General features: G+C 59.2%; 11 protein-coding genes. 2 read left to right on the top strand and 9 right to left on the bottom strand.

Annotated features, from left to right (window positions below; all coding sequences use genetic code 11):
• Positions 1-12 precede the first annotated feature (12 nt).
• The 7 genes from NCG89_RS03925 to metG form a co-directional block, all read right to left on the bottom strand.
• Positions 13-726: an electron transport complex subunit E gene (locus tag NCG89_RS03925; protein ID WP_251088471.1), complete on the bottom strand. Its 714-nt coding sequence runs from the start codon at positions 724-726 to the stop codon at positions 13-15.
• On the bottom strand, positions 723-1,415 hold the full coding sequence (gene rsxG, locus NCG89_RS03920; protein ID WP_251088470.1) for an electron transport complex subunit RsxG: 693 nt from the start codon (positions 1,413-1,415) through the stop codon (positions 723-725). Before rsxG ends, NCG89_RS03925 begins: the two co-directional genes overlap by 4 nt.
• Positions 1,415-2,449 carry an electron transport complex subunit RsxD gene (gene rsxD / locus NCG89_RS03915; protein WP_251088469.1) on the bottom strand — a complete coding sequence of 345 codons (1,035 nt, stop codon included), beginning with the start codon at positions 2,447-2,449 and terminating at the stop codon, positions 1,415-1,417. The genes rsxG and rsxD overlap by 1 nt, the downstream gene beginning before the upstream one ends.
• A gap of 13 nt (positions 2,450-2,462) precedes the next feature.
• On the bottom strand, positions 2,463-4,823 hold the full coding sequence (gene rsxC, locus NCG89_RS03910) for an electron transport complex subunit RsxC (RefSeq protein ID WP_251088468.1): 2,361 nt from the start codon (positions 4,821-4,823) through the stop codon (positions 2,463-2,465).
• Positions 4,820-5,428 (bottom strand): electron transport complex subunit RsxB, encoded by a 609-nt coding sequence (gene rsxB / locus NCG89_RS03905; protein WP_251088467.1) that lies wholly within the window; start codon positions 5,426-5,428, stop codon positions 4,820-4,822. The genes rsxC and rsxB overlap by 4 nt, the downstream gene beginning before the upstream one ends.
• A gap of 4 nt (positions 5,429-5,432) precedes the next feature.
• Positions 5,433-6,011, bottom strand: a complete 579-nt coding sequence (rsxA, locus tag NCG89_RS03900; protein WP_251088466.1) for an electron transport complex subunit RsxA — start codon at positions 6,009-6,011, stop codon at positions 5,433-5,435.
• A gap of 173 nt (positions 6,012-6,184) precedes the next feature.
• Positions 6,185-8,221 carry a methionine--tRNA ligase gene (metG, locus tag NCG89_RS03895; RefSeq protein ID WP_251088465.1) on the bottom strand — a complete coding sequence of 679 codons (2,037 nt, stop codon included), beginning with the start codon at positions 8,219-8,221 and terminating at the stop codon, positions 6,185-6,187.
• Positions 8,222-8,414: 193 nt separating this feature from the next.
• Between metG and apbC the strand changes: the two genes are divergently transcribed.
• On the top strand, positions 8,415-9,515 hold the full coding sequence (apbC, locus tag NCG89_RS03890; RefSeq protein WP_251088464.1) for an iron-sulfur cluster carrier protein ApbC: 1,101 nt from the start codon (positions 8,415-8,417) through the stop codon (positions 9,513-9,515).
• 29 nt (positions 9,516-9,544) lie between these two features.
• Positions 9,545-10,111 carry a dCTP deaminase gene (gene dcd / locus NCG89_RS03885; protein ID WP_251088463.1) on the top strand — a complete coding sequence of 189 codons (567 nt, stop codon included), beginning with the start codon at positions 9,545-9,547 and terminating at the stop codon, positions 10,109-10,111.
• Between the two features lie 86 nt (positions 10,112-10,197).
• Here the strand turns inward: dcd and NCG89_RS03880 are convergent, their stop codons facing one another.
• On the bottom strand, positions 10,198-11,316 hold the full coding sequence (locus tag NCG89_RS03880; protein WP_251088462.1) for a DUF3108 domain-containing protein: 1,119 nt from the start codon (positions 11,314-11,316) through the stop codon (positions 10,198-10,200).
• Positions 11,270-11,920, bottom strand: coding sequence for a phosphoribosylglycinamide formyltransferase (gene purN / locus NCG89_RS03875; protein ID WP_251088461.1), 651 nt, complete (start codon positions 11,918-11,920; stop codon positions 11,270-11,272). The genes NCG89_RS03880 and purN overlap by 47 nt, the downstream gene beginning before the upstream one ends.
• Positions 11,921-11,922 lie beyond the last annotated feature (2 nt).

The raw sequence follows: 11,922 nt of genomic DNA, 5'->3' as shown, positions 1-11,922 counted from the left end.
CAAATTGCCGGGTCAGCTGACGTTGCCTGTGACCCGAACCCGGCGGCTTTCTTTGGTCTGGGGCGCGCTGGCGGCGGCCTGTCGCTTAGCGATTTGCGCGTCGATGATATTTTTCAGGGCAATGATCAAGCCGGTAAAAATAAAGGCGCCGGGGGGTAAAACGGCGACCAATACCGAGGTGTAATCTTCCACCAGCACGATTTTCCAATGTTTGGCGCCCTCACCAAAGAGCAGGTCCATATTGGCAAAGATGGCGCCGGTGCCGACGATTTCGCGCATGGCGCCCAGCACCACCAGCACCGCGGCAAAGCCAAGTCCCATCACCAGGCCGTCAACGGCGGCGGGCAGCAATCTGTTTTTGCAGGCGAAGGCATCGGCCCGGCCGAGGATGGCGCAGTTGGTGGTAATCAGCGGCAGAAAGATGCCGAGGATGGTGAACAGCTCGTAGGCAAAAGCCTGCATCAATAGTTCGATGCAGGTGACCGCTGCGGCAATAATCATCACAAAGGCGGGCAGGCGGATGGCGTCGCTGGCAAAGTGGCGGATCATTGATACGCAGCTGTTGGAAATCACCAGCACCATCAGGGTGGCCAGTCCCATGCCAAGGGCATTGATGACAGAACCGGTTACCGCCAGCAGGGGGCACAGGCCCAGCAGCTGAACAATGGCGGGGTTGTTTTTCCACAGGCCGTTGAGAGAAATTTCCCGGTAGCTCACGTCGCTCATGGCGCTGCCTCTTGTAAGAGAATCTCTGAGTTATCACTCTGCTGGCCCGCTGCCGCTGGGTGTGCGGCCTCGCTGCTAGGGTGCAGCAGTGCATCCCGGTGGGCGCTGAAGTACTCCAGGCTGCGGCGAACCGCCGCGGTTACGGCTCTGGGGGTAATGGTCGCGCCGGTAAATTGGTCAAACACGCCGCCATCTTTTTTCACTGTCCAGCGGGCCGGCTCGGGCTGCGCCAGTGACTTGCCGATAAATCCGTCGACCCAGCGGCTTTTCTTGTAGTCTACCTGGTCGCCCAGGCCAGGAGTTTCCCGGTGGGACAGCACCCTCACCCCAGCGATGCTGCCGTCGGCGTTGATGCCAACGATAAGATCGATATCGCCGGTATAACCATCCCGGGCGGTGGCGGGCAAAATGACGGCCACAGCTTGGCCTTGCTGGCGGGCCAGATAATACTGCTTCGTCTCACGCAGGCCGAGCAGCGACTCGTCGTCAATGGGGTAGGCATCATCGAGCATGTCATTGTCATGGCGGTTTGCCGGAATAATTTCCAGCAGGGCCTTCGCCTCAGCCTGGCGAATATTGTCGCGAATACTGTCCCTGGTGCCCAGATAGGTGGAGGCAATCACTGCGGTGGTGACCACGGCAAACAGCCCCAACAAGACGCCATTCTTGGTAATCGATTGCCCCAGCATCAGCCCGGTCCTCCCTTGGGTTGGTGACCGTAGGTGCGCGGCTGGGTGTAGTGGTCAATAAACGGTGCAGCAAAATTCATTAGCAGCACGGCAAAAGCCACCGCGTCGGGATAATTTCCCCAGTGCCGGATGAGGTAGACCAGTACGCCGATCAATGCGCCGTAAATCACCCGGCCGCGATTGGAAACTGCCGAGGTGACAGGGTCAGTGATGATGAAGAAGGCGCCGAACATGGTGGCGCCGCTCAGCAGCTGGAACAGTGGCGATCCACCCGATGCGGAGCTACCGCCGTCGTAAAACAGGGCTGACATCAGGAAGAGGGCCGCCAACATGGACAGCGGCGCGTGCCATGTGAATACCCGTCGGTAGAGCAAGTAAATACCGCCGAGCAAAAAGGCGACGTTAGCGGCCTCCCAGCCAATTCCGGCGAACTGTCCCATTTGTGGTGACTGGGCCCATAGCTCGCTGAGTTCCAGGCTGTTGTTCTGTTTGAGCACGTCCAGCGGTGTGGCGGCGGTGAGGCCGTCGACGGCGGATAGCTGGCCAAGGCTCATAAGCAGGGCGTCGATGGGGCCCAGCCAGTCTGTGGTTACGCCTTTGGGTGCCAGCCAGGTGGTCATTGCCACTGGGAACGAAATCAGCAGAAAAACATAGGCCGCCATCGCCGGGTTGAAGGGGTTGTAACCCATGCCGCCGTAGAGGTGTTTGGCGATGAGAATGGCAAAGCCGCAACCGACAATGATCAGCCATAGCGGTGCCGCCGGCGGCAGCGCGATACCGAGCAGGAAGGCGGTAACCAGGGCGCTGGCATCGTTCAAATAAAAGCGGATCGGGCGACCGCGCAGTTTCAGGGCCAGCGCTTCAAACATCAGCGCACTCAGGCTTGCCCAGAGCACATTGATCAGCGTGCCAAAACCAAAGAACCAGGTGAGTGTCAGCAGCCCCGGTACCGTTGCCAGCAGCACCAGACGCATGACTTTGGCGGTGGTCATGGGGCCGTGGGCGTGGGGGGAGCTGATCTTCATAAATGCCATATCAGAGTGCCCCTTACGCGCTGTGCTCGGCCAGCTGCTGCTGGGCCTGGGCTAATTTGTCTTCGAGCTTGGCCACGGTGTCGGCCAGCAAATCGGCAGTGTCATCGCCGTTTTCCTTTGCCGCACTGAGCTTTTCACGGGTTTTGGCCAATCGCTTTTCCAGGGAGGCGACATTGGCTTTGAGCTTGTCGGCATCAGTCATTGACGCGGCCGCTTCTCTGGCGGCCTGGGCGCGCTTGATGGCGGCTTGGGCCGGATCATCGTCGGTCGATGGCTCTGTGGTCGCCGGCGCCTCGCCTTCCAGCTCGCTGAGTGCCTGCTTGGTTTCGGCCAGCTTGGCGCTGAGTTTGTCGACGGCGGTTTCAAAGGCCGCGACCTTGCTGTCGCCCGTGCTGCGGGCCTGATCCAGTTTTTCCTGGGCGGCCAGGAGCTTTTTCTCGCTGGCGGCAACGGCTTGCTGCAGGCGCGCTGTTTTCTGCTCGTTCGTCTCTTCGACTTCACCACCGGCGCGCTTGGCCTGGGCTCGGGCAATGGCTGCCGCTGCGGGGTCTGCTTCAGCCGTGGGTGGTGGCGAGGGTGGTGCGCTCTGGGCTTGATGGGCGGCCAGTTCTTGGCGGGCGCTCTCGAGTTTCTGCTCGGTATTACTCACCGCTTTGGCAAAGGCGTCGGCGTTGGCATCGCCCTGGGTCAGGGCCTGTTGGTGTTTCTCTTGTGCTGCACTCAGGCGCTTTTCTGCGCTGGCAATTTGTTTTTCCAGTCGGGCCGTTTTCTCTGCCGGGCTTTCTGTCGGGGTTGATCCAGAGCGTGCGGCCTGGGCTCTGGCAATGGCGGCTTGAGCCGGGTCCTGGCTGGTTGTCTGGGCGTCAGCCTTTTTGGCCTTACTGCGCTCGATGGCCGCTTGAATGGGGTCCACCTCACTGCTGGCAGCACTTTTCTGTTTGGCGGCCTCAAGGCGCGCTTTGCGGCGGGCTTCTTTTTCCGCCTCTTCTTTTTCGAGCCGCGCCTGACGGGCTTCAAAGCGCTCTTTACTGCGCTCGGCTTTGATTTTGTCTTGCTGGGCTTGGCGAATTTCACCTTTGGCTGCTCGGTAGTACTGCACCAGGGGAATGCTGCTGGGGCAAACATAGGAGCAAGCGCCGCACTCAATGCAGTCGAACAGATTGTGCGCCTCCAGCTTGTCGTGCTCCTGGGCCCGGGCAAACCAGTACATTTGCTGGGGCAACAGGGAAACCGGGCAGGCTTCGCTGCACATGCCGCAGCGGATGCACGCCTGTGCCGGCGGTGGCGGCGGCAATTCCCGGGCGGTGGGGGCCAGCACGCAGTTGGCGGTTTTTACCACAGGGACGGCGGTATCGTTGAGGGTATAGCCCATCATCGGGCCGCCCATAATTAAGCGGATGCACTTGCTCTGGTCGAAGCCGCTGAGCTCGAGCAGAAATTGTACCGGCGTGCCAAGCAGGGTTTCGAAATTGCCGGGTTGTTGGCAGGCGTCGCCGGTCACGGTGGTAATGCGTGAAATCAGCGGCTCGCCAAAATGAATCGCTTTGTGGATGGCCACCGCGGTGCCGACGTTCTGGCAGACAATGCCGATGTCTGCGGGCAGGCCGCCGTTGGGCACCTCTTTGCCAGTGAGAATTTCGATCAGCTGTTTTTCGCCGCCCGACGGGTATTTTGTGGGGAAGACGACAATCTCAATGCCGGTGCCGGCTGCGGCCTTTTGCAGGGCGGCGATCCCTTCGGGTTTGTTGTCTTCGACACCAATCAGGGTTTCTTTGGTTGGCTCCACCAAATAGCGCAGAATTTCGGCGCCGGCGATGATTTGATCTGCGCGCTCGCGCATCAGGGCATCGTCGGCGGTGATATAGGGCTCGCACTCGGTGCCGTTGAGAATCAATGTCTCGATGGGCTTGCCATCGCGTTTGCCGAGTTTGACGGCAGACGGGAAGCCCGCCCCGCCCATGCCAGCAATGCCGGCGGCGCGAATTCGTTCGAGGAGTTTGCTCCGCTCCAGACTGCGGAAGTCATCCACCCCGCTGCGACCAATCCACTCATCGCGACCGTCAGTGTCAATGACAATGCAGGGGGCGCTCATCCCGGAGGGGTGAGGAATCAGCCGGGATTCAATGGCGACGACCACCCCGGAGGTGGGGGCGTGGACCGGTGCGCTGACAAAGCCCTTGGCTTCGGCAATCATCTGACCCTTGAGTACACGCTGCCCAACCGCGACTACCGGGTTGGCCGGGGCGCCGATATGTTGCGCCAGTGGCAGCACCAGTTGTGGCGGAATGCCGGCCTGGCGAATCGGCCCTTGCATGGACTGGTGTTTGTTTTCCGGCGGGTGAATGCCGCCGTGGATATCCCAGATTTTTCTCATGCCCCGGCCCCCACGCTTGGATTCGGGTGACGATCAGAGGCGATCACATCTTCAGCGGCAGGCGGCTTTTGCCAATGCCAGCTCTGCAGGGTGGTTTCGATGGGGCGCATTTCTATGCAGTCGACAGGGCAGGGTTCAACGCAAAGGTCGCAGCCGGTGCACTCGCTGGCGATGACCGTGTGCATGTGCTTGGCCGCGCCAAGGATGGCATCTACCGGGCAGGCCTGGATGCATTTGGTGCAGCCGATACATTCTTCTTCGCGGATATAGGCCACCGAGGGCACGGATTCTTCGGCGGCGTCCAGGGGCTTGGCTTCTACCCCAAGCAAGTCGGCCAGGGCGGCAATTGTGGCTTCGCCGCCGGGGGGGCACTTGTTGATGTCATCGCCCCCGGCAATGGCTTCGGCGTAGGGCCGGCAGCCGGGATAACCGCATTGGCCACATTGGGTTTGCGGCAGCAGTTCCTCGACCTGATCGGCAATCGGGTCGCCCTCGGTTTTGAATTTGACCGAGGCGTAACCAAGCAGTGCGCCAAAAATCAGGCCCATGCTGACCAAGGCAATAAGCGAGGCAATCAGGGGTTGTTGGGCAATCAATTCCAGCATCGCGTTACACCAATCCGGCAAAGCCCATAAAGGCCAGCGACATTAAGCCGGCGGTGATCATACCGATGGCAGCGCCTTTGAAGGGGGTGGGCACGTCGGCCACATTTAAGCGCTCCCGCATGGCGGCAAACAGCACCAGCACTAAAGAGAAGCCAGCGGCAGCGCCAAAGCCATAGAGGGCGGCTTCGGCAAAGCTGTGATCTTTGTTGATGTTGAGCAATGCCACACCCAGCACGGCGCAGTTGGTGGTAATCAAGGGCAGGAAGACGCCCAGCACCTTGTAGAGTAGCGGGCTGGTCTTACGCACTACCATCTCAGTAAATTGGACCACCACGGCGATTACCAAAATAAAGCTGATGGTGCGCAGATACTCCAGGCCCAGCGGTACCAGTAGCCACTCGTAAGTAATCCAGCTGCAGATGGACGCGAGGGTGAGTACGAAGGTGGTCGCGCTGGACATGCCGATGGCCGTTTCCAGCTTGCTCGATACGCCCATAAAAGGACACAGCCCCAAGAACTGGACCAACACGAAGTTGTTCACCAAAATGGCGCTGATTAGCAAAATGGAATAGTCGGCTAACACCTTTTAGTCTCCCCCTGTCGCCAACCGCCCCGGTACCCCCTCGGTCCCAAGGCGAAGTGCGAGCGCGGATAATCCGCGCGGCGCCTATTTTATGGGCACCGGCCGAATAAATAAAAACAGCTTAATCAACAAAGCTTTATCGGTAGAGCCGATAACAGCCTGAGATGATCTGACTACTGAATTTTCATGCCCGCTTGGGCGCCGCTGTCGGGGCTCAGTATCCAAATGTCTTTACCGCCGGGCCCGGCGGCCAGCACCATGCCCTCGGATACGCCGAAACGCATTTTTCGCGGTGCCAGATTCGCGACCATTACGGTGAGTTTGCCCACCAATTGCTCCGCCGTGTACGCGGATTTGATCCCGGCAAACACGTTGCGCGTGCCCAGCTCGCCCAGGCTCAAGGTCAACTGTAACAGTTTGTCCGCGCCTTCGACGGGGGCGGCGGCAATGATCTCGGCGACCCGCAAATCGACTTTGGCAAAATCCGGAAACTCAATGGTGTCAGCGATGGTTCCCGGGTCCTGACTCGGCTTTTTGGTTTTGCCTTTGTCGGGGCTGGCCGTGGGGGCCGGTGTGCTGTCGGCACTGTCGGCAACCATGGCGGCGACCTTGTCGGGGTCGACCCGGGCCATCATGGCTTTGAAGGGCTTCACGGGGTGGTTGAGCAGAGGGGAAAACTCGCCCTGCCAGGTGATATCACAATTCAGGAAGTCAGCGGCCTGTTGGCTGAGTTCAGGCAGCACGGCGGACAGGTACGTCACCAGCACCCGGAACACGTTGAGACACTGGGATGCCACCGCGGCGGCTTCCATGGCGCCGTCCTCGGTCTTGGCCAGCTTCCAGGGTTCGCGCTGGTCAAAGTATTCGTTGCAGGCGTCGGCTAGAGCCATAATTTCCCGCACTGCTTTGCTGTATTCCCGGTCCTCAAAAAGTTGGGCAATGGTGTCGCTGAGGCCAATGGTGCGCTGCCACAGTTCGGGGTTGTCGAGGGAGCCGGTGGTATTCCCGTCATTGCCTTTCTGGACAAATTTGGCAGAGCGACTGGCGATATTGACCAGCTTGCCCACCAGATCAGAATTTACCCGCTTGGTGAAATCTTCCAGGTTGAGGTCGATATCATCCACCGCTCCAGACAGTTTGGCGGCAAAGTAGTAGCGCAGATACTCCGGGGGCAGGTGCTTCAGGTAAGTCTCCGCTTTGATAAAGGTGCCCCGGGATTTGGACATCTTCTTGCCATTCACGGTGAGAAAGCCGTGGGAATAAATTGCCGTGGGCTGGCGGAAGCCGGCGCTGTCGAGCATGGCCGGCCAGAACAGGCCGTGAAAATTAATAATGTCTTTGCCGATGAAGTGGTATACCTCGGCGCTGGAGTCTTTGCTCCAGAATTCGTCAAAGTCGCGGTCATTGTGGCTGCACCAATTGGCGCAGCTGGCCATGTAGCCGATGGGGGCATCCAGCCAGACATAAAAGTACTTGCCAGGCGCGCCGGGGATTTCAAAACCAAAGTAGGGCGCGTCCCGGGAAATGTCCCAGCTTTGCAGGCCCGCATCGAGCCATTCATTGAGCTTGTTGGCAATCTGGGGTTGGAGGCTGTCGCTGCGAGTCCAGCTGCGCAGCATGTCGGCGAACTCGCCGAGTTTAAAAAAGTAGTGGGTGGATTCTTTTTCCACCGGCGTGGCCCCGGAGATAGCCGACCGCGGGTTGATCAGCTCGGCAGGGGTGTAGGTGGCCCCGCAGGCCTCGCAATTGTCGCCGTATTGGTCTTCGGTCTTGCACTTGGGGCAGGTACCCTTGATGTAGCGGTCGGCCAGAAACAGTTGCTTTTCGGGGTCGAACAGCTGGGTGATGTCCCGCCGCTCGATATGGCCGTTTTCGTCCAGACGCTTGTATATCAGCTCGGATAGCTCGCGGTTCTCGGGTGAGTGAGTGGAGTAGTAGTTATCAAAGCGAATCAGGAAACCGGCAAGATCCCGCTCGTGCTGGGCCTTGACCTGGGCGATTTGCTCTTCTGGGGTAATGCCGAGTTTCTCGGCGGTGAGCATGATCGCGGTGCCGTGGGCGTCATCGGCACAGAAATACAGGCAGTCGTTGCCGCGCAAATTCTGAAAGCGTACCCAGATGTCCGTCTGGATGGATTCCAACAGATGACCCAGGTGCAGTGGACCATTGGCATAGGGCAGGGCGCTGGTGACGAGGATCTTGCGCGTCATGGGATTCCTTGTGCGATTTGGCCATCAATCAGGGGCCGAGTATTCAATATCGTGGGTGCCGCCAAGCGAGGCGCTGCGCCACTTTCGAGGCGCGCTACTATAGCGTTTTTGCCCGCGGCCTGCACCTGTCTGCGCGTTGTTTGCCCCGGCATCGGCGCGTATACTCGCGGGTTTGTTTGCCATTGGAGTCTCCATGTCTGCTGAGCTGGAAATCGCGGTCCGTCAATGTCTGGAGGCCCTGCCCTTGCCGGGTGTTTCCCAGCCCCTGGGCCGGGTCGCCGAAATCGCCCAGGTGGTGTGCGCAGAAGATGGTCAAGTTGCGGTGTCGGTGGTATTGGGGTTTCCCGCCAAAAATCTGCAGCAGGACTATCAACACGCCCTGAGCGAGGCGTTGAGGGCGCTGCCGGGTGTGACGGGTGCATCGGTTCAGGTCAGCTGGCAGGTAGCGGCCTTTGCTCCCCAGCAAAACCTGCAGAACATGGAAAATGTGCGCAACATTATTGCCGTTGCCTCGGGCAAGGGCGGAGTCGGTAAATCGACGACCTCCGTTAATCTGGCCCTGGCATTGGCCGCAGAGGGTGCTCGGGTAGGCTTACTGGACGCCGATATATACGGCCCCAGTCAGCAGATGCTGCTGGGTGTCGCCGAAGGGGTGCGACCAAAGCAATACGGCACGCACTACCTGCTGCCGATTGAAGCCCATGGGATTCAGTCGATGTCGATGGGCTATTTGGTAACTGAGAAAACGCCGATGGTCTGGCGTGGCCCGATGGCAACCGGCGCCTTGCAACAATTGCTGTACCAGACTTACTGGCAGGACCTGGACTATCTGATCATTGACCTGCCGCCGGGCACCGGGGATATCCATTTGACCCTCTCCCAGAAAGTACCTGTGTCGGGATCGGTGGTGGTCACCACGCCCCAGGATATTGCCCTGCTCGACGCCCGCAAGGGGGTGGAGATGTTTCAGAAAGTGTCGGTGCCGGTGCTGGGGGTGATTGAGAATATGGCGGTGCATGTCTGCAGTCAGTGTGGCCATCACGAACATATTTTTGGTGAGGGTGGTGGCCAGACTCTGGCCGCCGATTACGGTGTCACCGTGCTCGGCTCGCTACCTTTGTCGCTGCAAATTCGCCAGCAGGGTGATGCTGGTCAACCGATTATGGTATCCGACCCGGGCGGTGAGGCCGCTGCCTGCTATCGGCGTGCCGCAGTGGCGATGGCGGCGGCCCTGGCCGAGCGTCAGCGCAGTGCTGGCCCGGCGTTTCCCAACATAAAAATCAGTGATGACTAACGATTCTGCGGAATTTTTGAGGACCAGCGATGAGCATTAAGTCAGACAAGTGGATTCGCCGAATGGCGGAAAACGAGGGCATGATCGAGCCCTTTGAGCCCGGCCAGGTTCGCGAAAATAATGGTGGGAAAATCATCTCCTACGGCACCTCGAGCTATGGCTACGATGTGCGCTGTGCCAATGAATTTCGGGTATTTACCAACACCTACTCGGCCACGGTTGATCCCAAAGCCTTTGATGACAAGAGCTTTGTCAGTATCACCGGTGATTACTGTATTATTCCGCCTAACTCCTTTGCGCTGGCGCGAACGGTGGAATACTTTCGGATTCCGCGCAGTGTGTTGACCATTTGCCTGGGTAAGTCGACCTACGCTCGCTGCGGCATTATTGTGAATGTCACACCGCTGGAGCCCGAGTGGGAAGGGCATGTGACCCTGGAATTTTCCAACACCACAACCTTGCCGGCGAAGATATACGCCAATGAAGGCGTGGCTCAGATGCTGTTCTTTGAGTCCGATGAAATATGCGACGTGAGCTACAAGGACCGTGGCGGCAAGTATCAGGGGCAAACCGGGGTGACCCTACCCAAGACCTGAGGGTCCGGCGCGAGTGGTGCGCTCAGTAGGGTGAGCGCGGCTCGCTGACCTCGAATCAGTTTAGGGCAGGCGCAAGGGGCCCAGCCCTAGCGCTCGGTCAGGCGCTTGAGGGCTTGGCCGTCGAGACTGCCGCTGATCAGTTCTAGCGACAAACTGTCGTCGTCCTCAAGTTGTTCGAGCTTGGCGATCAAGTAGTTCCAGTCCTTGGCGAGCCACACCAGGGTTTCCGCCGAGCTGCCTTTGCGGGTCCGGCGCAATTTCACGGTGTTGACCTTGCCTAGTTCCGTGGACAATACCTCTTCTCCCAGCAGCTCAATGCGGTAGGTTTTTACCTTGCCGTTTTTGACGATGGTCTGCTGCCATCGGGCCGGAGCGCGGCCGCTGAGCAGTCGCTGACGCAGTTGTAACTGGGCACTGAGCTGATCCGAATAGTCGTCTTCTATCGGCAGCGAATAGGGTTTGCGATATTCGTTGTCAGTCGCACGCCTGGCTTGCCAATCAAACTCAATACGCTGGTTTTTCTTGCTGCTGATGCTGTTATCGTAGCGATAGCGCAGGGGGCGAATCTCTCCCTCTTCGGTCACTTCGACCAGGCTTTCCTCGGCGATGGTGATAAACCATTTGCTTGCTTGCTGGGTCAGCCGCCAATAATCGCCCGCTTTGCTAAGGCGCCGGTTGGCTTCCGCGCTCATGCCGCCTTGGGTGATGCGGTACACGGCGTTGTAGGGCTGTAACGGGACGGGCGCTGAGCTCGTCACCGTAGAGGATGATTTTGTGCTCGCTGGTGCCGCTTCTGACCTGGCAGGCGCAGCGCTGGAAGCAGTTGCTGGGGCTGTTTCATTTCGCTGGCTCGGCTGCGCAGCGGGCGCAGGCGCTTCCTCCCGAGGTTTGTCGTGCTGAGGTTTTTCGGCCGCCACGGCTTTTCTGATCTCAGCTTCCTTGAAGCTTTCTTTACTTGGTGGCGCCTTTTCCGCTTCCTCGCTGGCAGCTGGATCGACGGTTGTGCGCTGTGTTGCTGGCTGGGTGGCAGGGGTATCTGCGGGCGGCGCTGCTGCGATATTAGGTTGTTGGGTGTCGCCAGAGGGCTCTGTCTCATCGCAGGCGCCGAGCAGCGACACCAGCAGAATAGCGCACAGCAAGGTTGATAAGCGGCAGTGATTACGCTTGGTTGTAGGCCAGGCCGCTTTCGGGAAGTACTTGCTCATCTAACACCGCCTTTTTTCCGTCCAGTCGCAACCTTCCTTCGGCAAACCAGCGGGCTGCCAGAGGATAGATTGTATGTTCCTCGGACAGTACCCGTTGGGCTAGGGTTTCGGCACTATCGCCGGGGATTATTGGTATTTTTGCCTGAACAATGGGCGGGCCGCCATCGAGTTCCTCGGTGACAAAGTGCACGGTCGCGCCGGCCTCCTTGTCGCCTGCATCCAGTGCGCGCTGGTGCGTGTGCAAGCCCGGGTATTTGGGAAGCAGGGAAGGGTGAATGTTGAGTAAGCGGCCGCGAAAATGGCGGACAAAGCCGGGGGTCAGTATGCGCATGAAGCCCGCGAGGATAATGAGGTCGGCACCGAATTGATCGATGCGTTGGGCTAGGGCGGTGTCGAAGTCTTCCCGATTGGTGAAATCGCGGTGATCGATGCAGTCGGTGGCGATGCCCGCTTGTCGGGCCCGCTCGAGTCCGTAGGCGTCGGCTTTATTGCTGATGACGGCGCGGATGGTGCACTCCGGCAAAGCGCCGGAGGCGGCGCCGTCAATAAATGCCTGCAAATTCGAGCCGCTGCCCGAAATCAGCACGACAATGTTACAGCCCATGG

Origin of the sequence: Spongiibacter taiwanensis (assembly GCF_023702635.1) — a bacterium.
Classification (GTDB): domain Bacteria; phylum Pseudomonadota; class Gammaproteobacteria; order Pseudomonadales; family Spongiibacteraceae; genus Spongiibacter; species Spongiibacter taiwanensis.
Note: the sequence above shows the minus strand (reverse complement) of the source record. Positions and strands in the feature narration are given on the sequence as shown.